General features: G+C 60.9%; 16 protein-coding genes. 6 read left to right on the top strand and 10 right to left on the bottom strand.

All coding sequences use genetic code 11. The features are described 5' to 3' along the window. The 4 genes from FFS45_RS38735 to acnA form a co-directional block, all read left to right on the top strand. A partial coding sequence (locus FFS45_RS38735) for a citrate/2-methylcitrate synthase (protein WP_283204793.1) occupies positions 1-240 on the top strand: 240 nt, incomplete at its 5' end. A gap of 104 nt (positions 241-344) precedes the next feature. Next, positions 345-866 carry a hypothetical protein gene (locus FFS45_RS38730; protein ID WP_137959886.1) on the top strand — a complete coding sequence of 174 codons (522 nt, stop codon included), beginning with the start codon at positions 345-347 and terminating at the stop codon, positions 864-866. A 25-nt stretch (positions 867-891) separates the two neighbouring features. Then, positions 892-2,343 carry a bifunctional 2-methylcitrate dehydratase/aconitate hydratase gene (locus tag FFS45_RS38725; RefSeq protein ID WP_137959885.1) on the top strand — a complete coding sequence of 484 codons (1,452 nt, stop codon included), beginning with the start codon at positions 892-894 and terminating at the stop codon, positions 2,341-2,343. 40 nt (positions 2,344-2,383) lie between these two features. Further along, positions 2,384-5,101 (top strand): aconitate hydratase AcnA, encoded by a 2,718-nt coding sequence (acnA, locus tag FFS45_RS38720; protein ID WP_137959884.1) that lies wholly within the window; start codon positions 2,384-2,386, stop codon positions 5,099-5,101. 106 nt (positions 5,102-5,207) lie between these two features. On the opposite strand, the gene FFS45_RS38715 is transcribed toward acnA, so the two are convergent. From FFS45_RS38715 to FFS45_RS38690, 6 genes are all read right to left on the bottom strand, one after another. Further along, complete coding sequence (locus tag FFS45_RS38715; protein WP_137959883.1) at positions 5,208-6,227, bottom strand: hypothetical protein; 1,020 nt, start codon at positions 6,225-6,227, stop codon at positions 5,208-5,210. Continuing rightward, positions 6,224-7,882 (bottom strand): Hpt domain-containing protein, encoded by a 1,659-nt coding sequence (locus tag FFS45_RS38710; protein WP_137959882.1) that lies wholly within the window; start codon positions 7,880-7,882, stop codon positions 6,224-6,226. The genes FFS45_RS38715 and FFS45_RS38710 overlap by 4 nt, the downstream gene beginning before the upstream one ends. Positions 7,883-7,893: 11 nt before the next feature. Then, positions 7,894-8,526, bottom strand: coding sequence for a response regulator transcription factor (locus FFS45_RS38705; protein ID WP_137959881.1), 633 nt, complete (start codon positions 8,524-8,526; stop codon positions 7,894-7,896). A gap of 51 nt (positions 8,527-8,577) precedes the next feature. Then, entirely contained in the window at positions 8,578-9,714 is a 1,137-nt protein-coding gene (locus FFS45_RS38700; protein ID WP_349292350.1) for an OmpA family protein, read from the bottom strand. 269 nt (positions 9,715-9,983) lie between these two features. Then, the gene (locus FFS45_RS38695) at positions 9,984-13,799 is read right to left on the bottom strand and encodes a DUF748 domain-containing protein (protein ID WP_137959880.1); all 3,816 of its coding nucleotides are present in this window, start codon (positions 13,797-13,799) and stop codon (positions 9,984-9,986) included. A 278-nt stretch (positions 13,800-14,077) separates the two neighbouring features. Then, positions 14,078-15,496 carry a DUF1254 domain-containing protein gene (locus tag FFS45_RS38690; RefSeq protein ID WP_137959879.1) on the bottom strand — a complete coding sequence of 473 codons (1,419 nt, stop codon included), beginning with the start codon at positions 15,494-15,496 and terminating at the stop codon, positions 14,078-14,080. A gap of 206 nt (positions 15,497-15,702) precedes the next feature. On the opposite strand from FFS45_RS38690, the gene FFS45_RS38685 reads away from it, so the two are divergent. Both FFS45_RS38685 and FFS45_RS38680 read left to right on the top strand, forming a co-directional pair. Continuing rightward, positions 15,703-16,344, top strand: a complete 642-nt coding sequence (locus FFS45_RS38685; protein WP_137959878.1) for an FMN-binding negative transcriptional regulator — start codon at positions 15,703-15,705, stop codon at positions 16,342-16,344. A gap of 262 nt (positions 16,345-16,606) precedes the next feature. After that, on the top strand, positions 16,607-19,009 hold the full coding sequence (locus tag FFS45_RS38680; RefSeq protein WP_249363107.1) for a heavy metal translocating P-type ATPase: 2,403 nt from the start codon (positions 16,607-16,609) through the stop codon (positions 19,007-19,009). A 33-nt stretch (positions 19,010-19,042) separates the two neighbouring features. Here the strand turns inward: FFS45_RS38680 and FFS45_RS38675 are convergent, their stop codons facing one another. From FFS45_RS38675 to FFS45_RS38660, 4 genes are all read right to left on the bottom strand, one after another. Further along, a complete protein-coding gene (locus FFS45_RS38675) occupies positions 19,043-20,461 on the bottom strand; it encodes a TolC family protein (RefSeq protein ID WP_249363106.1) in 1,419 nt (472 codons plus the stop codon). Beyond that, entirely contained in the window at positions 20,451-21,866 is a 1,416-nt protein-coding gene (locus tag FFS45_RS38670) for an HlyD family type I secretion periplasmic adaptor subunit (protein ID WP_349292349.1), read from the bottom strand. Before FFS45_RS38670 ends, FFS45_RS38675 begins: the two co-directional genes overlap by 11 nt. An 11-nt stretch (positions 21,867-21,877) precedes the next feature. Continuing rightward, positions 21,878-23,998, bottom strand: coding sequence for a type I secretion system permease/ATPase (locus FFS45_RS38665; protein ID WP_137959877.1), 2,121 nt, complete (start codon positions 23,996-23,998; stop codon positions 21,878-21,880). Between the two features lie 363 nt (positions 23,999-24,361). Next, positions 24,362-25,024, bottom strand: a 663-nt coding sequence (locus FFS45_RS38660) for a calcium-binding protein (protein ID WP_137959876.1), incomplete at its 5' end; no start/stop codon positions are given.

Below are 25,024 nucleotides of genomic sequence, written 5' to 3'. Positions count from 1 at the left end.
GAAAGCGTGATGTGGGACGCCAAGAAGATGTTCCCGAACCTGGACTGGTTCAGCGCGGTGTCGTACCACATGATGGGCGTGCCGACGGCGATGTTCACGCCGCTCTTCGTGATCGCCCGTACGGCGGGCTGGAGCGCGCATATCATCGAGCAGCGCATCGACAACAAGATCATCCGGCCGAGCGCGAATTACACCGGCCCACAGAATTTGAAGTTCGTGGCGCTAAATAGGAGAAAATAGCGTCCGCTGTGCGCTTTCAGGGCGCGTGCAGTTACACCCTGGCGGCTGTCTGCACCCGTAGCCGCGCACTGTTTAACCAATATTAGATAGAAAGGCTCATTTCCATGAAAAAGCTGCTGATCGCCGCCGTTGTCGGCGCCTTGTCCTCGACGATGCTGATCGCCGCGACGGACGCTTCCGCACAAACGGCGTCGGGCACTGCCGCGACCACGACCCCGGCCAAGAAAGCCGTGCCGAAACGGCCGGCTCCGAAGCGCCTGATCAAGCGCAAGCCGAATCCGAAGAAAGAAGCGCAGGTCGATCCGGTGCCGGACGGCGCAATCAAGTGGTCCTGTAACGAAGGCCTGTCGTTCGACCTGAAGGGCGACATGAAGCGTGACCAGATCGTCACGGTTCACTGGGCGAACAAGAACTACAACCTGCCGCGCGAAACGACCACGACGGGCGCTGACCGCTTCCACGACGCCGCTTCGGGTCTGGACCTGGTTGTGATCCCGACCAAGGCAATGCTGTTCTCGGACAACGACGGCTCCCGCCTCGCTGACGAGTGCAAGACGCCGGAAATGGCTCAAGGCGCACCGGCTCCGACGCAGTCGAACGAGCTGAACAAGGCTCCGAGCAACTAAGCATCCTTGACGAGGATAAGCCCCGATGTCCGCTCCGATATCCAACGTACGGCCCGACCCGGACCCAGTCCTGGTCGATATCGCCGATTACGTGCTGGATTTCCCGATCGACGGCACGCTCGCGCTGGAAACAGCGCGTCACTGCCTGATCGACACGCTCGGCTGCGGACTCGAGGCGCTCACCTATCCTGCCTGCACCAAGCTGATGGGACCCATCGTGCCGGGCACGATTGTCCCCAACGGCGCCAGGGTGCCGGGCACGCCGTTCCAGCTCGACCCGGTTCAGGCCGCCTTCAACATAGGCGCGATGATCCGCTGGCTGGACTTCAACGACACCTGGCTCGCCGCCGAGTGGGGCCACCCGTCGGACAACCTGGGCGGGATTCTCGCCACGGCCGACTGGCTGTCGCGCACCGCCGTCGCCACCGGCAAGAAGCCGCTGACGATGAAAGACGTCTTGATCGCGATGGTCAAGGCGCATGAAATTCAGGGCTGTATAGCGCTCGAAAACTCGTTCAACAAAGTCGGGCTCGATCACGTGCTGCTCGTGAAGCTCGCCTCGACCGCAGTGGTGGGCCGGCTCCTCGGCCTCACGCGTGACGAGCTGATCAATGCCATTTCCTTGGCCCTCGTGGACGGCCAGGCGCTGCGCACCTACCGCCATGCGCCGAACACCGGCTCGCGCAAGTCGTGGGCCGCAGGCGACGCCACCTCGCGCGCCGTGCGTCTCGCGCTGATCGCGAAGACCGGCGAGATGGGCTATCCGTCGGTACTGACCGCGAAGACGTGGGGCTTCTACGACGTGCTGTTCAAGGGCCAGCCGCTCCGGTTCCAGCGCCCGTACGGCTCGTACGTGATGGAAAACGTGCTGTTCAAGATCTCCTTCCCGGCCGAGTTCCACTCGCAGACAGCGGTGGAAGCGGCCATGACGCTGCATGCGCAACTGCGCGCAGCGGGCAAGACCGTGGAAGACATCAACGCGATCACGATACGCACACATGAAGCCGCAATCCGTATCATCGACAAGAAAGGCCCGCTGAACAACCCGGCCGACCGCGACCACTGCATCCAGTACATGATCGCGGTGCCGCTGATCTTCGGCCGCCTGACGGCTGCGGACTACGAAGATGCCGTCGCACAGGACCCGCGTATCGACGCGCTGCGCGACAAGATGAGCTGCGTGGAAGATCCGCAGTTCACGAAGGATTATCACGATCCGGAGAAGCGTTCGATCGCCAATGCACTGACGGTCGAATTCAACGACGGGTCGACATTCGACGAGGTAGTGGTCGAATACCCGATCGGACACAAGCGCCGCCGTGCAGACGGCATTCCGTTGCTGGTCGAGAAGTTCAGGACCAACCTCGCGCGCAAGTTTCCGGTCAAGCAGCAACAAGCGATTCTCGATGTGTCGCTGGACCAGGCAAGGCTCGAAGCCATGCCGGTCAATGAATACGTCGATCTGTATGTCATCTAGTTCAGTACTGTAGTTCCGCGATCAAACCAAGGAAAACACCATGGCCCACAACCTCCACAAAACGCTCAAGGAATTCGACAGCGGTTCCGGCAAAGGCAAGTTTTATTCGCTGCCGCAACTCGGCAAGGCACTGAATATCAAGATCGACCGTCTGCCGGTTTCGATCCGTATCGTGCTGGAGTCGGTGCTGCGTAATTACGACGGCAAGAAGATCGCCGAAGAACACATCACGCAACTGGCAAACTGGAAGCCGACCGCTTCGCGCGTCGACGAAATCCCGTTTGTGGTCTCGCGCGTTGTGCTGCAGGACTTTACCGGCGTGCCGCTGCTCGCCGACATCGCAGCAATGCGCGGTGTCGCGCAACGCGCCGGCAAGAACCCGAAATCGATCGAACCGCTGGTCCCGGTTGATCTGGTGGTCGACCACTCGGTGCAGATCGATTACTTCCGTCAAAAGGATGCACTCGACCTGAACATGAAACTGGAATTCCAGCGCAACAACGAGCGCTACCAGTTCATGAAGTGGGGCATGCAGGCATTCGACACGTTCAAGGTCGTGCCGCCGGGCGTCGGCATCGTTCACCAGGTGAACCTCGAGTACCTCGCACGCGGCGTGCACAAGAAGGCTGACGGCGGCGACACGGTGTACTACCCGGACACGCTGGTCGGCACGGACAGCCACACGACGATGATCAACGGCATCGGCGTGGTGGGCTGGGGCGTGGGCGGCATCGAAGCAGAAGCAGGCATGCTTGGCCAGCCGGTGTACTTCCTGACACCGGACGTGGTCGGTGTCGAGCTGAAGGGCAAGCTGCGCGAAGGCGTGACGGCCACCGACCTGGTGCTGACCGTGACCGAACTGCTGCGTAAAGAGAAGGTGGTCGGCAAGTTCGTCGAGTTCTTCGGCGAAGGCACGAAGTCGCTGTCGCTGCCGGACCGTGCAACGATCGGCAACATGGCGCCGGAATACGGCGCAACGATGGGCTTCTTCCCGGTCGACGAAAAGACCATCGACTACTTCAAGGGCACGGGCCGCACCGAAGCCGAAATCTCCGCCTTCGAAAACTACTTCAAGGCGCAGAACCTGTTCGGCATTCCGAAGGCTGGCGACATCGACTACACCAAGGTCGTCAAGCTCGACCTCGGTACGGTGGCGCCGTCGCTGGCAGGTCCGAAGCGTCCGCAAGACCGTATCGAAATCGGTCATGTGAAGTCGACGTTCAGCGACCTGTTCTCGAAGCCGGTCGCGGAGAACGGCTTTGCCAAGAAGGCTGCCGATCTGGAAGCGCAATACACCACGTCGAACGGCGTGGACGTGAAGAACGGCGACATCCTGATCGCCGCCATCACGTCGTGCACGAACACCTCGAACCCGAGCGTGCTGCTGGCTGCCGGCCTGCTGGCGAAGAAGGCTGTGGAAGCCGGCCTGACGGTCGCTCCGCACATCAAGACGTCGCTCGCTCCGGGATCGCGTATCGTCACCGAGTACCTGACGAAGACCGGCCTCCTGCCGTTCCTCTCGAAGCTCGGTTTCGAACTGGCCGCTTATGGCTGCACGACCTGTATCGGTAACGCGGGCGACCTGACGCCGGAACTGAACGAAGCGATCACGAAGAACGATATCGTCGCGGCGGCTGTGCTGTCGGGCAACCGTAACTTCGAAGCGCGTATTCACCCGAACATCCGCGCCAACTTCCTGGCATCGCCGCCGCTGGTGGTTGCCTACGCCATCGCAGGCAACATCACGCGCGACCTGATGACCGAGCCGGTTGGCAAGGGCAAGGGCGGCAAGGACATCTACCTGGGCGACATTTGGCCGACCAGCGACGAGGTCAACTCGCTGCTCAAGTTCGCGCTGGACGCCGACGCGTTCCAGAAGAACTACGCACAGCTCACCAAGAAGGGCGACCTGTGGAGCAAGATCGAAGGCGAAGAAGGTCAGGTGTACGACTGGCCGAAGTCGACCTACATCGCTGAGCCGCCGTTCTTCGGCTCGGACTTCTCGATGACGCCGGCTGACAGCATCGCAGCAGTCAAAAACGCACGCGCACTGGGCATCTTCGGTGACTCGGTCACGACCGACCACATCAGCCCGGCGGGTTCGATCAAGGAAGACTCGCCGGCAGGCAAGTGGCTGAAGGCAAACGGCGTGCAGAAGGCCGACTTCAACAGCTACGGCTCGCGCCGCGGCAACCACGACGTGATGATGCGCGGCACGTTCGCCAACGTGCGGATCAAGAACCTGATGATCCCGGCGAAGGCAGACGGCACGCGCGTGGAAGGCGGCCTGACGATTCACCAGCCGAGCGGCGAGCAACAGTCGATCTATGACGCAGCGATGAAGTACATCGACGCCGGCACGCCGACCATCGTGTTCGCTGGCGAAGAGTACGGCACGGGATCGTCGCGTGACTGGGCTGCGAAGGGTACGCAACTGCTGGGCGTAAAGGCCGTGGTTGCACGCAGCTTCGAGCGGATCCACCGTTCGAACCTGGTCGGCATGGGCGTGCTGCCGCTGCAGTTCAAGGGCTCGGATAGCGTGCAATCGCTCGGCATCACCGGCGAAGAAACGTACGACATCGAAGGCCTCGGCGACGACTTCAAGCCGCAACAGGAAGTGACGCTGGTGATTCGCGGCAAGGACGGCAAGGAGAAGCGCGTGCCGGTGCTGCTGCGTATCGACACGCCGATCGAAGTGGACTACTACAAGCACGGCGGGATTCTGCCGTTCGTGCTGCGTTCGCTGCTGGCTGCCTGATTTCAGGCCCGATGCGTTAAGCAGACGCGGAAGTAGTTTTGCAGGTGCTGCGTCCTTGTGGAAAGGACGCAGCCGATTTGAGAGCCCGACTTTGGTCGGGCTTTTTTTATCCGCCGCGATCTGTGTGGAACGCGGCGGGATCGTCGGTGATGCGGCGCTGGGTCATGCGATCGTTCCAGCTATTGTCGAGTGGTGTGGTCATGCGCGCGGCCGGCGATGGACTATGCCGCTGCGCCTGCCAATTCGGCCAAGGTGCGTCATACGCCGATGCCTCTGTATCCGTTCGGGCCGCGCCAGTGCTCCACTCTGGCTGCGCTGACACCTTCGGGCGCGCCGATGGGCGGGTGGCCTGGCTTAACGTGACACGCCCGTTGGCATGTGCTTCGCTCAGATGTGCCATATGGACGCGCTTGCTTGCGCCGGGTTTGCTTGCGATTGGTGCCGGTCCAGCTTGCGCGTTTCGCCGTGATTCAACCGGTGTGATTGGCTTAGGCGCAACAGGCGTCAGCGGAGAAACCTGCGCAACCCGGTTAGATGGGCTGACGGACTGGGCTTCGGCCCCCACCGGCGCGGATAGTGCCAGGTTCGAAGCAGTTGCTGCGGATCGGGAAATCGTATTCGCCGTTGCCATTGCGGTGGACGATTTCGCCCGCGCGGCGTTTGCCGTGAGCTTGGGGTGATCACTACGTGGAGCGTCACCAACAAGCCCCGAATACGCCACCGATCCGGCTTTGGCGTGTTCCGCGTCCTTCATCGAGCAGGTGACCAGCAACCACGTCAGCGCAATAGTGCAAGCAGCGAAAATCGACGCCGCAAGTATATGATCGAATCTCGACGAACGTGGATAGCCCTTACCCGCTTCCAGATAGCGTCTAGCCTCCGCCAATGCGGCGTCGACGTTATACGTGCTGGCTTTTCTCCGCGGCGCCTCGTAATACAGGATGTGCTTCACGCCGGGCGGGAACATACCCGAGCGCCGCGCTGGTCGTCCCGATTTTTCCACAGCCCGATGCACGGCCTTACTCAACACGCGTCGGCGCGTGCCGAACGGCGGAGGCAGGCCATCGAAAGGGCGCGGGAGTGGAATGGCCAGATCGCCTTCGATCAAAGCGAGCGGCCGAATCATGGCAGGTCGCTCCGAAGTAGATTGACCGCTTCGTCCAGTTGCCTCATTAGCAATTCACTGCGTTTGTCGAGTAAATCGAGCACGTCCGCCTCGGGCTCGGGTTGGGCCGTGCTGGCACGTCGTAGCGCTTCAGTCAGATCATGAGCGCCGACTAGTCCAACAGCGCCGCTCAGTCTATGCAACACTCCCCGCAAGCCGCCAATATCACGCAGTTCACGCAAGCTTCGCATTCGCTGCAAATCGTCTCGCATCGATTGGCACCAACCGCTCATGAACGTTCGAAGTTCTATTCCCTCATTCGACAGCGCATTGAGATACGTTCGGTCGAAGGGTTCGCAGGTGGGTCGTATTGAAGTAGCAATCTGCTGTTGTGTGAGAGCATGATCAAGGACCGGTCGGTGATCACCGGCCGTTGTCACTGACGATTGCATTTTCCCCTCAATAGCAAACGGTGCGCTAAACGTGCTTCGCGAGTCGACGTCCGACTCGCCCTGTGACGTAAATTCGCCTCGCATATGCTGTGCGAGTTGCTGGCAAAGCGAGAGGCTTGACTCGTCGTCCGCGCGAACTTCACCTGGAGACGCGTGCGTGTCGAACAACTGCGGCAACTGTTCGTGCAAAGAGCCTGCTGAGTCGCTCTCTGCTGCCACGACATGTCTCACGCTAATAGAAATTTGTTGCGATCCTACATTTAGCGAGTTTGCGCGTACGATGATCGCTATCGTGCCCCGCCCGCTATAGCGGACCACTCGACTCAGCATATGGAAAACAATCTGCCCGAGCCGATCGCCATCGGCAAGAACGCGCGCGGCCACCGACCGCTCGATATTCACGCTGAGATACTGGCCCTTTCGCTCGGCCGTGGGAGCGTACAACGCGACGACGCTTTCGATAAGTTCGCGCAGATCTATCAGATTCTCGTCGAGAAGAATGGCATGAGATTCAACGGTCGAGGGCACAAGCATGTCCTCTAGTGTACGAAGTGTGATGCGCACACCTGAGTGAATCTTGCCCGCCAAAGAGTGCTCGGCCGACGGCAAAGTAGCGCCAAGAAGCGTTGCCGTCAGATCGGCTAATGCGGATAGTGGCTCGCTTACGAAATACCGCATCGCGCTATGAATGCGATCGCGCTGCAGCGTTAAAGCAGCTTCAGCATGCGCGGCAGCTAATGCGCTTGCAGCCTGATCTTGCGATTCGATCGCGGCATAGCGGCGCTGCCACTCACGTTCTACGTCAACCAGCGTCGCGCGGGTCCGATTCAATGCAATACATGTCCAGCACCATCCACCGATCACAATGACCGATAGCACGGCAAGCGCAATCAATGCGCGCAACGACTGATACCAATTCTCATTATTTTCGAGTGCTTTAGAATTGTTAAAATTAGGTGATGTGGCCTGCTCTACGTTAAAAGGAGGTGTCGAAGTATGATCGGCCGGCATACTTCCTGCGAAGTAGAGCACCCTGGTTGATGCGGCGCTAGCCACCAAGGCATTGCGCACTCCCGCCAAGACAACCGCTTGTGAATCGCCAGCAACCTGGCCATGCGAAGCTGCCTCACCTGCGCGCGAAGCGTTTATGTACATCAAAAGAAGGCATAGCAGCGCGAATGAGCACGCAGGCGCCCGGGAATCAGGCCGGGTAATGGTCTTCATGCTTGCCAGACTCAATCGATCAGCTTTTGCAGTGATGCAAATTCGATCAACGCGGCGAGCGAGGACAAGCCCAGTTTCTCCTGGATGCGACCCTTGTACGTACTCACGGTCTTGTCGCTTATAAACAGCGCTTCGCCGATCGTCTTGTTCGACATCCCCTTGGACAACATTTGAAGGATCATCAGTTCCTTATCGGACAACTGCTTGAGCCGGTCTTCCTCGTCCAGCAGTGCGTTGGATGCCGACATTCCCATGCCCGAGTTCATCGGAAACACGCTATAACCCGCAAGGACGGCTTCGACGCCGCGCATGATCTCCTTCATCTCCTGCGACTTTCCGACAAAGCCTTGGGCACCCGAGCGCATGGCGCGTGGCGCGAAGGTTGACGGATCCTGCCCCGACAAAACCAGCACCCGAACCGACGCATGCGCCAGCCTCAGGCGAGGAATGACATCGAGTCCATTAATGCGCGGAATATCCAGATCGATGATAGCCAGATCCGGCGCATTCTGACGGGCCATTTCGACCGCTGCCTGGCCATTCTCCGCCTCGATGACCTCCGCAACCCCGAGTAGTTGTAAAAGATGAATTTTCATCACGAGACGAAATGCCGGATGATCATCCACGATCAGAATCTTGGTCATTCGATTGGCCTCCTAATTAGAGTGACTTGACCGGTGCATGCCTACTCAGCTTCAGCCACGCATGAAGTCGATTTCGACGCGACGGTTCGGCGCAAGGCAGCGCTTAAGCTCGTCGCTCGGCTCTTGCGCGCATCCCACCACCGGGTTGGCCTTCCCGTTCCCCCGGACGGTGATGGGTAAAGTCACTCCTTGCTTGACCAGGTAATCACGCACGGTCGTCGCGCGCTGCAGCGAGAGCCTTTGGTTATAGGCGTCGCTGCCAATGCGGTCCGTGTAGCCGCTGATATTCAGCCCATTGATTCCTCGCGCCTTTTGCAGACCGGCGACCAGCGCGTTGAGTTGCTGCTTGCCGCCAGGCAGTAAAGCCTCAATGTCGCCTCCGTCGAAGCGAAACGCCGAGTCGGCACGTAAGGTGACCGGCGCAACCGCGATGTGCGCTGGCGCAGGCAACGCAGCGGGTCGCGCGCATTGCAACGCCACCTCTGCCGACTTGCGCAGATTTCCCTGAACGGCTGGCAGCGATTTTTCGGCTGCGGAGAAGTTGCGCCGCCATGCGTAATGGCCGGCAAGCATCAGTTCGACTTCGGCACAAGCTAGCGGAGCCTGTGCCTCGGGACAATGAGCAATGGCAGGATCACTCTTGATCACGTTCACGATCTTCCACAGATCCGGCCGCACGGTCGAAACCGTACGCAACTCAGGATTGGCAGCCGACAGCGGTGCGTTGTTCTCCATCCCGAACGTAAGCGTGGCGGCCTGACCAACCGCTTCTTCGACAAAGCCCCATTGATCATGCGCATGCCACTCGGCTTGCCCGGCATCAATCCAGCACTGAGCCTTCGTGCGGAAGTAGGTGTTCTTGTCCGCCGGCAGTTTGTCGAGCCGCTTTTGCAATGCATCGAGTGCCTCGCCGTTGCTTGCGATGGAGATATAAGTGCGCAACCACTGCTGCGTCACCGCCCCGGCGGCAACGTCTTGCGAGGCGCCAATGCCTGCTTTCAATACCGTTGGATCTTCGATTCCCAGCCGATCCCGTTCGCCTTGCCCCGCGCAACCGCATAGAGCCACACCCAAGGCAACCATTGTTAGCTGAATTTTCATTTTTCTAAGGCGTGCCACGCATTCACTTGTAAGGACGCAAGTATGGAGAGTTGCATCAACGCATGGAATGGGAAGATTCTTATCCATGCGTGGAATGGGAAGATTCTCATCGTTACGTCGGACTAGCTTTCGGCCAGTAAACCGCAACGTGAATTTGGGCAGACTGAGTGTCTGTGGGTGGAATGACAAGCGTTAAAGTCTTGTCGCCGCGGCGCGACATTGCGAGCCTTAGGCTAGTCCTAAAGCTCGCGACTTCATGTTGTATGTTGGCTGGGAAATAAAGGCCGCCCCTTGTGGAGGCGGCCAAAGCCGCCCAGGGGTCAGGATGATCCGGCAGACCTGCGGCGCTTACTCTGTCACTTCAGCCCAAAATCGACCCGGGTGGTCGCACCCTTGTCCTTGATGCCTTGTGCATCCAGCTTCGGCGCGACGATGAACACCCGGCTGCTGTCGATCTTGCCCTCAAAGTATTGCTGCACGCTCTGCGCACGCTGCTGAGCGAGTTCGCGCAAGCTGGCGTCGTTGATCGGCGCGTGTTCGGCCAAAGCGCTCTTCATTTCGTCATCGGGCAGCGCTTTGGTCAGGCCTACGAAATTACGCGGCTTCTTGAAATCGGCGTCTTTATAGGCCTTTGTCAGATATTTGTCGTAATCCTTTGGATCGACGGTGACAGTCGATAGATCGACGCTCTCGCCATTGCCCACCACATCCTTGATTTTCTCCTGCTTGACAAGCTTCTCCACGTACTCCGTGCGCAACGCCGGTGTATCCACTGCCGGGTCGACGCGCCCGATCAGGTCAATGCGGATAGACGATTTGTCCGCCAGTGCCTTTGCGATCGTGTCGAGTTTCTTGTCTGCGGCATCAGAGAGTTTCGCGGAGCCGGCGTCGAATTCGACGTAGCCCATCTCCTCGCCACCACCGCCGAACGCGTTCGCGAGCAGCGAAAACGGCGCCGTCACGGCCTTCTCCAACAGGTTGAGCACGGCGCGCCAGATCAGACTGCCAATACTGAACTCCGGATTCGAGAGCGATCCCGACACCGGAATATTCACGTCAATCTCGCCTTTCGAGTTCTTCAACAGCGAAATCGCGAAGCGCACGGGCAATTTGGTGGCCGTGTCGTTGTCCACATGATCGCCAAACGTCAGTTGGTCGATAAAGATGTGATTGTTGGCGGTCAGCTGGTCATTATCGAGCTTGTAGTGCAGATCGACGTTGAGCTTGCCCTTCGTGATCGGATAACCCGCGTACTTCGCCGAGTACGGCGTAAGATTGGTCAGTTCGATATCGTGCGCGCTCGCCGTCAGATCGAGCGCCGGCTTGGCGATCAGCGGATTGACCGTGCCGCGGATCGACAGCGGGCCGTTTGCCGCAAGCTTGGCGGAAACATCCACCGGCGCGGAGGTGGTCGATTGGGTGCCGAACGCGCCCACCGTTCCCTGAATTCCGACCAGGTTTGCCGTGTAGTTCGGTTTGATAAAGTTGTCGGTATACGTCACGCGGCCCTGCTGCAGGACCAGTTGGCCGAAGTGCAGCTTCACCGGGCTGGAAGGCGGCGTGGCGGCGGTCACCGTGGCTGAGGCAGCCGCCGCGGAGGCCGCTCGCGGCGCTGCCGCTGTGGCCGCAGGAGCCGAAGCGGCCGCCTCGGGCACAGCGCCGGGCGTACCGGGCGTCAGCGGCACCGGCTCTGTCCCGCTCTTGCTACGCGTGAGCGACTGCGGTGCACCACTCTCATGCGCCACCACGTCGGTGAGATTCAGCTTGCCCTGCGCATCCAGCAGCACTCGCCCATAGAAGTTGGAGAATGTCACACGCCCCGCATCGACATCGGTGCCGTGCTCGTCATAATTGGCCTTGAGGTTTGTCAGCGCGAGGGAGCCCCATCCTGCGAACGAGTCTGAGGTTGCCTTGTCGAGCATGCGCACATCCACGAGTGCCGCATTGCCGCGGTACGAAGCCTTCAGCGCCTTCGATGCCTGCGACAACGCCACATCGCCCTTCATGTTCAGCAACGCACTCGCGATCGTCGCATTCAGCTTGCCGCCGAAGTACGGTTCGAACGCAGCCGCGTCCAGCCGATCGGCATCCACCTTCAGCGCCAGCTTGAGCGGTGTCGCGGTAACGTCCCCGGTCACGCCGAGCGTACCCTTGCGATTGAGCGTCGCCTGCAGATCGACCGGCAGCGGCCGGCTCAGATCGTCGCTGATCTGCTGCACTTTCAGTTGCAACGGCGTGATGTTGAGTTTGACCGGGCGCGGCGTTGAGTTGTCCGTAAAGTTAGCCGTCGCGTCCTTCAGGCTGAATTCGCCAATCGTGTAGTGCCATACCGGCCCCTGTTCCTGCGCCTTCTTGACCGCGTGGATCGCCGTGCGCTGCTGGGCCTCCTGGTGCGGTCCGGCGAGCGCGGCAAGATCGATGCTGCCGTCCTTCAGACGTTGCGCATTGATGACCAGCCCTGTGGCATCGACGCCTGTGACCTCCGCGTTGCGGCCCGAGACATCGACCTGCTTGACGTTCACCTGACCCTGCGCGAGCGCTATGGCCGCTTCCTTGCTGCCGCGGGTGGCCAGCTTCAGCGATTGCAGATTCAGTTGACTCTCGCCGACCTTGATATCCGGCGGCGACTTCGCCCAGTTGGCGCTGAGGTTGACCGCTGCGGAAAGCGCACCGTCCGTCACCTGGGCGGCCGTCACGCTGTCCAGATAGGGCTGCAGCATCGGCAGCGACAAGGTCTTGAGGTCGATCTTCGAGTCCGCGCTTTTCGCCACGAGGCCCAGCGAGCCCGATGCGTCGAGCGAGCCCGGGCTGTCCTTGAACGCCGTGCTCACCGTATAGCGCGCCGGCGCCTGAGCCAGCGTCGAGAAGTCTGCCAATGAGACTGCGAGGCTCTTCAGACCGACGGCCACAGGCCTCGCCGCCGCGTCGTCCTTAACATTCACGGTTCCGTCATTAAGCGAGAACTGTTTGATCGCCAGGTCAAGCGGCGCTGCGGCCTTGGCCTGCGCGGCTGCCTGCGACGCGGCCTCGGGCGCGCTCGCCGCGCCTTGCGCACTGCTGGCGGCAGGGGCGGCCGCGCTTGCCGAGGCCGGGGCGGACGCCGCTGCCGGCGTAAACGTGCGTTCGACACTCAGCACGCCGTCCTTGTCCCGCGCCAGATTGACCGTGGGCGCATCGAGCCGGATTTCGTCGAAGTGATACACGCTCTTCAGCGGTTCGAGCGTGGCCGCCGCCACATGCAGCGCGTGCGCCGCAAAAAACGGCTGCTTGTTTTCGTCGAGCACGTCGACATCGTTCAAATCAACGGTACCTGCCACGCGCAGCGAAGGCGCGTCATCGGCCATGATGAAATTGAGCTTGAGATCCGTCGAGAGCTTGCCGGTCTGCACGGTCACCGGCAGCTTCGCGGGGGCATACGAGAGGATCTGCGGCACATCGAGCCCGTCGAAGCGCAGCGACACTTCCGACTCGCGCGACGCTGCAAACGGCTTGGTCCTGCCGTCGATCGCCAGCGGACTGCCGTCGATACGCGCGCGAAGCAGCGGCTGCACAAAGATATCGGTCTTGGACGGCAGTGTGGCGATAAACGGAACACCGAGCTTCCATTGATCGATCACGTGCTTCACGCCCAGCAGGCGATCGTCGAAGGTAATCTGGCCGTTTTCAAGCCGGATATTCGACACGGAGAAGAGGGTCGGCTTGCTGTTCGGTTGGGCCGGCTGCCTGGTGAATTTCTCGATCAGGTCGGTGAAATTAAAGCGCTGCGCATCGTACCGGATGATATTGAAACGCGGGGAATCGACTTGCACTTCATCCACGATCGGCGCCGCGCGAAACAGCGAACTCCATGACGGCTTGACGATGAGCCGCGAAATATCAATGAAATTACCCTGCCCGCCCTGCTCGCCAATATGAATGTTGTCCGCTTCGAGCCGCAGCGTGTACGGATTCAGCGCAATCCGGCCAATGGTCGAAGGCCGGTCGAGTTGTTTGCTGAGTTGCTGCTCGGCAATATGGCGAATCAGCGGCGGCGCTGCGAAAAAGCCCAGCAAACCGAACAGAACGAGGAAGATCAGCAGGCCGATCACGATACGCCGTGTCCGGCGTGCCTGCGCGACACCGCGCACGGCCTGCAGCGAAGATTCGAGGGTTGCTTTATTGAGGCTTGCCATGCTCGGTCATGAGTGATGCGGCGGCAAGCCCGCCGCGATAACTAAAGTCCTGCCTCGCGCAAGTATATGTCTTGAGGCCTGTCTGGCATAGAAATGTAAGCTGAAAGCTGTCGATCACCCAAAACACTAAACGGCGTGTGACCTAAGTGTAGTCACGCGTTTGTGACACTCACTGCACCACCGCAAAACCGTGTTACGAGTTAAGAAACAATCGCCTCGGGAATTCCCTCGGTAGACGCAAAAATGTGCGTCGCATTCGCGCGACGCACACGTCTTCATCACTGACGGACCACCGCCGGGGGTTGCCACGTGCCGTCGGTCGCTTGCGGCTTCGGCGCGTAGAGCCGCAGCACCAGTTGCAGGTCGGTGCGCGGCGCGGGCAGCCAGTTCGCCGCCCGCGTCCGCGCCGACGACACCACCACGTCCAGCGAGCCGTCACGGTTGCGGCGCACGCCGTTGCGATCGCCTACGGCAAGCCGTGCCGGGGCGCTTTCGCCGAGCGCGCCTTCCTTCGTGTAAGCAGTAATCGTCCAGAAGCCGCGCACCGGCGGCAACTGGTTCGGCGCGAAATGGATCACATAGCGGTTCGCGCCGTTCAGCACGTGGCCGTCGCTGTCCAGCGTGACCGTGGCGCGCACTTCGTCGTCTTTCGTGCCGATGCCCGGCTGGGCATATGCCGCGTAGGCACGCAGTGCGTAGTCCGGCCCGTAGTTGCCTACCCCGTCGCCGAACCAGTTCCAGCCATTCACGCTCAGCAGATTGGGTGGCGGCGTCACCACACGCTCGCGGCCATCGGCGAGGCCCGCGGTGATCACGTCGTTGGCATCCGGCAGTTTGACAGGCTCGCCAGGCTTGACCCCGAGATCAGCGAGGATCTTCAGCGCGTGCGGATCGTCGGGCACCGGCGGGTTGTCCTGCAGCCCCTGCGCCAACCGGTCGAAGAAACCGGCGGCGTCGAGCGCGGCGACCTGCGCGGCCGGCGTGCCGGAAGCAGCCAATGCAGCGGCCGTGGCGGCATTGCCGCCCGGAGCCGCCGGAGCCGGGTGCCCATCGCTTGCATAGGCGCTCAACGGCACAAGGCGAATGCCGCGCTGCAGTTTGCGCACCGCCGTCAGATCACGGCCGGCGTTCGACTGGATCCGCACAGTCACCCAGGCGTTGCGGGTCGGCAGGTCGACACGTTTGGCGTTCTTCGGCAAGTCGCCCTGCCAGCCGGGACCGACGAACGCAACCGCCTGCTCCTTGATTCCGCCGCCGCGCGGCCCGATCTGGGCGCTGGTCGACCAGACCACGTTGGTCCACATATCGAGCGCGCGAGCGTCGACATAACGTCCGTGCGAATCGGGCAGCGTCAGGATCACGGGCTCGGCGCCCAGGTCGAGCCAGCCGCTTGAATCGAGCGTATCAATGCCCGGCGTGGGCGGATTGGCCGAGCCGACCGGCGGCAGCGCCTGCGCGTGGCGCAATGTATTGACAGGCGCCTGACCCGGATCGGTGCCGACTGCGGCGTCGCGCGCCACCTCCATCAGCACGAGCGGGTAGCCAAACACGTAGGAGTCGGCCACCTCGTCCTTGATCCAGCCGGTGGGTTTGGGTGCGTCGACAGGGGTCGCGGCACAGCCGGCGAGAAATGCGAGGCCTGCGAGCGAAGCGCAGGTCCAATGAAGCGAAAACGGTGCTCGGCGAGTTTTTATCATTCGTTCAGGTGGCAGAACGTTCGGTCCAGGGAAATGCATCGGTCGGCGACGGCTCTGCTTGCGTGGTTCCCAAGCCCATTGCAAGCGCGCAACTTATCTCGATCCCGACAACAACGGGTTGTATCGTATCCTTGACAGCTATCAAGCGCAAAGGCACAAACATACCTTGTGCGCGACTCGCCGCCCTCTCGCCCCCGGAGCGCCCCATGTACGTCCCCGCGCATTTCGAAGAGAACCGTCCCGAGGTCCTCCATCAGCTGATGGCCGACCACCCGCTCGGCGCACTTGTCACGATCGGCCCCAACGGCCTCGACGCGAATCACGTGCCGTTCGAATTCGCGCCTGACGAGGGCACGCACGGCACCTTGCGGGCCCACGTCGCGCGTGCCAATCCGGTCTGGCAGGAAGTCGCCACGCAGCCGGACACACTGGTGATTTTCCAGGGACCGGCCGCCTACATTTCGCCAACCTGGTATCCGAGCAAGCACGAGACACACCGCCAGGTGCCGACGTATAACTACATGGTGGTGCACGCGCACGGCAAGATCACCGTGCGTGACGACGAAGCGTTCGTGCGCGGCCTCGTGGCACGCCTCACCCGCACCATGGAAGCCAATGAGCCGAAGCCCTGGAAGATGGGCGACGCGCCGGCCGACTTCATCTCGCAGATGCTGGGCGCGATTGTCGGCATTGAAATCGAAGTCACGCGCCTCGTCGGGAAATGGAAACTGAGTCAGAACAAGGAGGCACGCGACCGCCGCGGCGCGGCAGAAGCGTTGCTGGCGAGCGGCAGCGAAACGCAGGAGGCCGTCGCCGAGGCAATGTTGAGCGCGCCGCCGTCGTTTTAAACCCGCGTTCAGCCGCGGCGCGGCGTGTTCCGGCCCTAGTCAGAATCAGGCCGGTTCGTGTGATCTGGCGCTAATCTCGCACTGCGTAAAAACGGCTTGCCAATGTTTGCCCATGCGCTTTCCCATGCGAGCGCGATGGTTCGCACAGCAACCGCATTTCCATTTCTTCTCCCGCTCTAACATGAGTCCTTGACCTTCCCATCATGGGAAGGTGAATACTGCATTCATGATGCGGCCTCAAGCCGCTGTGAGCTACACCACCATGACCGATCTTTCCATTCCCGAACGCGCGGCGCAGGGCAGCGCGGAACTCGATATCAGCGGCATGACCTGCGCTTCGTGCGCCATGCGGGTCGAAAAGGCACTCGCGAAGGTACCCGGAGTCGCGGGCGTGTCAGTCAATCTGGCGACCGAAAAGGCGACCGTTAGCCTGAGCGACGCGGCCACCGGCGTAGATGCGCTGATTGCGGCCGTAACAAAAGCGGGTTACCAGGCGACGCCGGTCGTCGAGGAAGTGGCCGCAAATGACGCCGCTTCCGGCGCACAGCTCGCCCAGGACCGGACCCGCCGCGAGTTCGCAGCCGTCGTCATCTGCGCGCTTCTGACACTGCCGCTCGTGCTGCCGATGATCAGCGAAGGGTTCAGCGGCGGTGCGACCTCGCACGGCATGAGCGCGATCGTGCCCCCGTGGCTACAGTTCGGCCTTGCAACGCTGGTGCAGTTCGGATTCGGCGCACGCTTTTACCGGGCCGCGTACAAGGCGTTGCGGGCCGGCGCGGGCAATATGGATTTGCTGGTCGCGCTCGGCACGTCAGCGGCATATGGCATCAGCGTCTACGAGTTGATCGCGCATCCGGGCCATGCGATGCATCTGTACTTCGAGGCGTCGGCGGTCGTGATTACGCTGGTGCGCTTCGGCAAGTGGCTGGAAGCGCGCGCCAAGCGCCAGACCACCGACGCGATCCGCGCGTTGAATGCGCTGCGGCCGGAGCGTGCGCGCATTCGCGTCGGCGACAAGGAACACGAGTTGCCGTTGGCGCAGGTGCGGGTCGGCATGATCGTCGTCGTGCGGCCGGGCGAGCGGGTGCCGGTCGACGGCGCGGTGCTCGAAGGCCGCACCCATATCGACGAATCGCTGATTACCGGCGAGAGCCTGCCTGTGCCCAAGCAGCCGGACGACCCGGTCACGGCAGGATCGATTAACGGCGAAGGGGCGATTACCGTCACCACGAAGGCAACCGGTGCGGAAACCACGTTGGCGCGGATCATTCGCCTCGTCGAAACTGCCCAGGCGGAGAAAGCGCCGATTCAGCGTCTGGTGGACCGGGTAAGCGAGATTTTTGTGCCCGCGATCCTGGTGATTGCGCTGTTGACGCTGGCGGCGTGGCTGATTGCCGGCGCGGGCGGCGAAACCGCGATCCTCAACGCAGTCGCCGTGCTGGTGATCGCCTGCCCATGCGCGCTCGGGTTGGCGACGCCCGCGGCAATCATGGCGGGCACGGGGGTGGCCGCCCGGCATGGCGTCTTGATCAAGGATGCCGAGGCATTGGAAATTGCGCATCGCGTCAATCTCGTTGCGTTCGACAAGACCGGTACGCTGACCGTGGGGCAACCTTCATTGACGGCGTTTGAAGCGATCGGCGTCGAGCGGGACGAAGCGCTGGCGCTCGCCGCGGCTGTGCAGCGCAACAGCGATCATCCACTGGCGCGGGCAGTCGTGAAGGCTTATGACGATGCGTCGGGTGAGTGGGAGAGGGCGTTGGCTATGGCGGACGGCGAAGCGGCAACGACCGTTAAGGCGTCTCATGCCGGCGCGGCGGGCATCACGATCCACGCTGGACTGGCAAGCGTTGGAGTAGCCGCAGCGTCCAAAGCTCGTGCTGTTCCCGGCCGCGGTGTAGAAGCCGACGTCGACGGCCGCACCCTGGCCATCGGCAGCAGCCGCTGGCTCAACGAACTCGGCATCGTTCTGAGGCCCGAACTCGCGGCCCGCGCAGAACAACTCGAAAGCGCAGGCAACACCGTGTCATGGCTGATGAGCCTGTCGGGCAGCGAGCGCTCGGAAGCTCAAAGCACCACACCGCCGCAGGCGCTTGCGTTGCTCGCGTTCGGCGACAGCCTCAAGCCGGGCGCACGCGCGGCAATCGAGCGCCTGAAGCAAATGGGCATCCGCAGCATACTGCTGACCGGCGACAACAAGGGTAGCGCAGCCAGTGTCGCGGCGGCGCTCGGCATCGACGAATTCCACGCCCAGGTGCTGCCGGAGGACAAAGCGCGCGTGATCCGCGACCTGAAGATCCGCAGCGCGAGCATTGTGGCAATGGCGGGCGACGGCATCAACGACGCCCCCGCCCTCGCCGCCGCCGACCTGGGCATTGCCATGGCAACCGGTACCGATGTCGCCATGCACGCCGCCGGCATCACGCTGATGCGCGGCGACCCCGCACTCGTCGCCGACGCCATCGACATCTCGCGCCGCACGTGGCGCAAGATCCAGCAGAATCTGTTCTGGGCATTCGTCTACAACCTGGTGGGTATTCCGCTTGCGGCGCTCGGCCTGCTGAATCCGATGCTGGCGGGCGCTGCGATGGCCTTTTCGAGCGTGAGCGTCGTCACCAATGCGCTGTTGTTGCGCACGTGGAGGGCTGCGAAGGCAAATTATTGAATGTCGAATTATGTCGGGTAGCCTCAGCAGCGGTCATTGAACGTCGGTCATGCCAAGCTGTCCGAGCTTGGCCGCGAGTTCGATACGTGCATCGTGCCAGTCGGTAAGCGCCTGAATGCGCCGCAGCTTGGCGTTCGCCAGCGCAGTCTGGGTGTTAAGCAATTCCAGAATATCACCCACGCTCGCCTTGTAGCGATGCTGCGCGGCCTCGAATGCGCGTTCTGCGATCGCCAACAACTTTCCGTTCTGCTCGACGCTGGCCGTTGCGGTCTGCATGGTCTGCCATGCTTTCCAGACATCGAGCGCGACCTGGTCGCGCGTGCCGTCCATCGCAACTTGCTCACGCTCGGCCTGCGCTTCGACTTGGTGAATCTGGTAATGCCGCCCGAAACCCTCGAAGAACGGGAAGTTCACCTGAATGCCGATATAGGCATCATGCCCAGTCGCGGGATACGTTGGGATACCCAGTCCGAGACTCGCGGGCTGGTTGTTGGTACCGTATTTCGCGACAAGACTGACTGTGGGTAGGCCTTCAGCGCGTGCCTGCACCACCTTGGCGCGCGCGGCTTCGTACTGTGCTTCGGCGGCGAGCACGGCCGGATGCGTGCTTCTCACTTCAGAAATCATGTCACTCACGGACTCTTGCCAAGCGTGATCCGGTTTCGGGCTCGCCAAGACTGACGGTACAGTAAGCGGTTCATCAGGCCGCAGGCCCATGTCGCTCGCCAGCACACCGAGCACCGTTCGCAACGCGCCTTCACTCTTTGTCAGAGCAGCGACCGCCTGCTCGTGTTGCGTCTGTGCCTGCAGTACGTCAGATATCGGCGCCGCGCCGTGATCAACGCGCTTCTGTGCTACGGACACACAGTCGGCGGTCATATGCTCAACCTCCCGCGCCTCATCAAACACTGCCTGGGCGGCCTGGGTGGCATCGTAGTCCTTTACGACCGTAGCAAACGTCTCCTGTAACGTCGCATCCTGCGTGGCGCGCGCGGCGACCAACAGTTCGTTAGCGTTGCGCAATGCCGCGCTGCGTGCACCGAAATCGAACAATACCCAGTTTAGGCTGCCACCCGCCGAGCGGATCGTCGCATCCGTCTTCGAACTGAGATCAGGGTGACCCGCGACGTCAATCTGCGAATCGTCACGCACTCCCTGCCAGTTTGCCGACAAGGTTGGCAGGAAGGCGGCACGCGCAGCGCCGACGGCGGCCGCCTGCACTTTGACGTTGGCCCATGCGTCGCGCGTTTTCGGGTTGTAACAGAGAGCCCGGGAAACAGCCTCGGCAAGCCCGAGTGGAATTGTCGGTGTTCCCGACACACAAGGCGCCGGCAACAGCGACGATGACGGACTCTCCGATATGCTGCGTTCTGCGAAGAGGGGGTCGACGGCAAGCGCAGGGGGGGCCATGAGAAGCACTGCCAGTAATGCCGCGAAACGTTTAGCGTTCACGCATGCTCTCCTGCACGCCTTCGACGAGCGGACCCAAGAAATACTGTGCTACGCTCTGGCGGCCAGTCGCGATATCGGCTGTGACGGTCATGCCGGGCGTCAGCGGTATCCAGCGATCATCGACGTGCATCCGGTTGGTCTTCAGGTGGATACGGGCCGTAAACACCAACCCGTGCCTTTTATCCTGCGCCGCGTCGTTCGCGACCGATATGACTTGGCCTTCGAGCAGCCCGTAGCGCGTATAGGGAAACGCTTCGACCTTCACGGCTGCCCGCTGTCCGGCCTTCACGAATCCGATATCCTTGTTCTCGATGGTGGCCTCCACTTCGAGCGCGTCGTCGGGCACGATCTCCATCACCGTCTGCGCGGTCGTCACAACGGCGCCATCTGTGTGTACCGCAAGCTGCTGCACAGTACCAGACACTGGCGAGATCAGACGCATTAGCGTCTCGCGCGTGTGCGCCTTGGTCTCATCATTGCGGCTCTGAGTGAGCGCTTCGGTGGCTTTTTCTAGCGCGTCGAGTTGCTCGCGGCGAAACTGCGATTGAATGCTGGCAATCTCCGCATTCTGTTCGGTTACGGCTGCGGCGAGTTCGCGCGCATGACTACGCTGCGCGGCGAGTTCGTGTTCCTGCTCCAGCGCCGTCTCTTCTTTCTGGCGATAATCGTTCTTCGCCACGTACTGGTCGGCGGAGAGTGCGCGATAGTCATCCGCTTGGGCGCGAGAGAGCGGTACGGTTGCCTCCAGCTTCTCAACCTCCGCTCGCGTGCTGTCAAGGTCGGCCGAACGTTTAGCAAGTTCGGCGTTCGCTGAGGCAAGCTTGTCGCGATATTCGAGCCACGCACCCTGCACGTGCCGCTCGACTTCCTGCTGGCGCTCTGATGATGCGCCCTCGACTGGTTTCACCTCTGGTACTGTGGCTGACGAGCCGGGCGCATCCAGCAGAGCCCGCGCGCGCGCGGCGGCGAAGGCTGCATCGAGACGTGATGCCTTTGCCTTGTCTTCGTCAGCCGCCGCCTGGGTCCTGTCGAGTTTCATCAGCAACTGACCAGCAATCACCCTGTCTCCATCGTTGACCGATATCTCACGAACAATGCCTGTGATTGCGGGCTGGATGACCTTCACGCGTTTATCGGGTACCAGTCGGCCCTTCGCCGTCGCGACAATATCCAAGTGCCCAAGCACGCCAATAAGCAGTGCGATCGCTGCCAACAGTATCAGCACGCGCATTGTCCAGCGCGGAGCTGGGTGCACTGGCGTCTCGACGAGTTCGAGCTCGGCGGGCAGAAAAGCGAGATGATCGGCGTCGCGCATCGGGCGCTCGAGCTGCGCACGCATGTCCCAGGCGATATGCCACACGCTTGCATAACGGCGCAATAGATCCACAAACACCTGCAGTTTCATCGGTCGCATCATCAACCGTCCTGCAGCGAAAAGAGATGTGCATATAGTCCACCGTGCTCCAATAGTGATTCATGATCGCCTGCTTCAACTATGCGTCCGCGATCCATTGCGATGATTGCGTTTGCGTGGCGCACCGCTGAGATGCGATGCGCGATGATGATCACCGTGCGTCCCGCGCAGATCGCCTTCATGTTGTCGCGAATGATGCGTTCAGTTTCGAAGTCAAGCGCACTTGTCGCCTCGTCGAAGATCAGGATTCGCGGGTTCGTGAGCAAAGCGCGCGCGATAGCGAGACGCTGGCGCTGCCCGCCCGATAGATTTCCGCCGTGCTCACCCACAATCGTGTCGTATCCTTCGGGCAGTTCGCAGATGAACGGGTGTGCCCCCGCAAGCTGCGCTGCGCGCATCACGGCATCGAACGATGCGCCCGGATCGGACAGCGCGATGTTCTCTCGCACGGTGCGGTTGAACAGCAGGTTCTCCTGCAGCACCACACCGAGCTGGCGGCGCAGCCACGCAGGATCGACGAGCGCGAGATCTACTCCATCGACACGCACAGTGCCCTGTTCGGGGATGTAGAGACGCTGCAAAAGCTTCGTGAGTGTGCTCTTGCCGGAACCCGAACGCCCGACGATGCCAATCACCTGGCCCGCGCCGATCTTGAGCGCGACGTCATCAATGATTAACGGTCCATCGGGGCGATAGCGGAACCGGATGTTCTCGAACGCTATGTCGCCGCGAATCGGTGGCGGAGTCTGACGCGTCTGCCGCAGTTCGGTGCGCGTGTTGAGAATCTCACCAAGGCGCATCATCGAAATGCCGATCTGCTGGAAGTCCTGCCACACTTGCGCGAGTCGCAGCACCGGGCCGCTCACGCGCTGTGACATCATGTTAAACGCGATCAGCTCGCCGACTGACAGCTTCCCGTCAATTGCAAGCCGCGCACCGACAAAAAGCGTGCCGAGGGTAACCAGTTTGCTGACCAGTTGGATCAGTTGCTGGCCGACGTTGCCGAGTTGGTTGACGCGAAATCCGGCACTTATGTACGCCGCAAGCTGCGATTCCCATCGACGAATGAACTGCGACTCGACGGCCATCGCCTTCACGGTCTCGAGGCCCGACACTGTTTCGACGAGAAACGACTGATTGTCCGCGCCACGCGCGTACTTTTCGTTCAAGCGCGCGCGGAACAACGGCACGAGTACGCTCGAAATCGCGACATAAACCGGTAGCGACGCAACGACAATCAGCGTGAGACGAACACTGTAGATGCACATCACGGCAATGAAGATGATCGAGAACACGAGATCGATGAGCGCGGTGAGCACTTGCCCGGTGAGGAAATTGCGAATGTTCTCAAGTTCGCGCACGCGCGCGACGGTATCGCCGACGCGTCGCGCGCCGAAGTAGCCGAGAGGCAGTGCTACCAGATGACGGAAGAGTCGAGCGCCCAACTCGACGTCGATACGGTTGGTGGTATGTGCGAATACGTAATTGCGCAACCCCGTCAGCAGCACCTCAAACACCGACGAGACCAGCAGAGTGATGCACACGACGTTCAGCGTGCTATACGTACGGTTCACGAGCACCTTGTCCATCACAACCTGAAACATCAGTGGCGACACGAGCCCAAAGATCTGCAGCACCAGCGAGACGCCGAGCACTTCGATGAGTACCCGACGGTAACGCACAATTGCGGGAATGAACCACGAGAAGTCGAAGCGTGCCAACTCACCGGCAAGCGACGTACGCGACGCAAACAGAAGCATTTCGCCGGTTGTGCGTGCGATGATCTCGTCGAGCGACTTGATCGTTGGTGCTGGGTTGCCGGACTCCAGAATCAGCGCGGTCTTGCTGTCGCATTTGGCGAGGATGAAATGCTGGCCGTTGCGGTCCATCACTAGCGCCGGTAACGGCGCATTACCCAGTCTTTGGAGATGCAGTGGGACAATGCGGGCTTTCAGACCAAGGCTCCGGGCGGCGAGGACTAGGTCCCGATTCGAGAACTGTGCGGCGCCTGTGGCAGAAGTGTGCTTGAGTTGCGCGGCATCCGCAGCGATGTTGTGAAAACGGGCGATGGTAACGAGAGCGAAGAGCCCTGGATCTTCAATGTTTGTAATCTGTGCACTCATGCTACATTTAAACGAATTGCCGCAGAGCGGCGCTATTGGCACTTTTTAAAGTGCCCGCTGATCTTGCTGGATCTTTATCGCATGTTTACGAGTTGCAGCATGCGTGTCACTCATGTGAATACCAGACCCATAGCATTACGAACCAGTAGAGCTTTGGTGACGGGGCAACGGCGACAGGCAAATGTGTTTTTCGGCTTGAACGATGGCCATCGCGTGATGAAGCAATGAATGAACTCAGAAAAACGAGTGCCGCACAACTCAAAACAGCATCCAAATACTCAAGACATTGTTATGCCGAAGCGCTTGGCGATCAGGATGCCCCCTCATGCCAAGGCTTCTGTACCAATTTAAGCGATAGACAGCTTACGCCGGACGTATGGAACTGTATTGCACGCCGTCGTTCGTCGCCATGGGAAGCAGTGCCTCTGTCGTTGGCGAAGAATATGCATCGTTGAGGTTACAGCCAGTTCTAACGTCAGTGACACTCGCCATGGACTGGATCAGTTGAAGTAGGCTATTACCAAGCATCAGACTGGCTTCAGCCCTGTCTGTGTCATTAATAATCACATTCGTTTGTTGAGCTGACACGTATGGATGCGACGTGTCTTGAGGCGATGCAGTCGAAAGCTGACCCGATGCCATTGCCAGCATCTGCTGCCGGGTCCAAGTGGACCCGTCATCGAACTGAACCGTCTGCACGCCCCACGCATTGCTGCTCAACGCTGCATCCAGCGTGATCTGGTCGCCGACGGTTCCATCAGTGAGTATAAGATTATTGCCCGCTGACCTCACGGTGACCGATGAAGCGCTGATTCCACCCAGCTTCAGGACGTTGTGCGGATTGCTGCTCGAATCGCTCTCGCTGATTTCCAGCTTGCCGTAACCCGCATTGAAAATGAAGGTATCACCGCCGCCTCCACCATATGCAACGTCGTTACCACCCTTGCCATCGATAATATCTGCTCCCGATGTTCCCCAGAGCGTTTCGTTGCCAGGCGTCCCGGTCATCTCCATCTGCAACAGCTG

Source organism: Burkholderia sp. 4M9327F10, from assembly GCF_005503145.1.
GTDB lineage: Bacteria > Pseudomonadota > Gammaproteobacteria > Burkholderiales > Burkholderiaceae > Paraburkholderia.
This window is presented reverse-complemented; position numbering and strand designations above follow the sequence as displayed.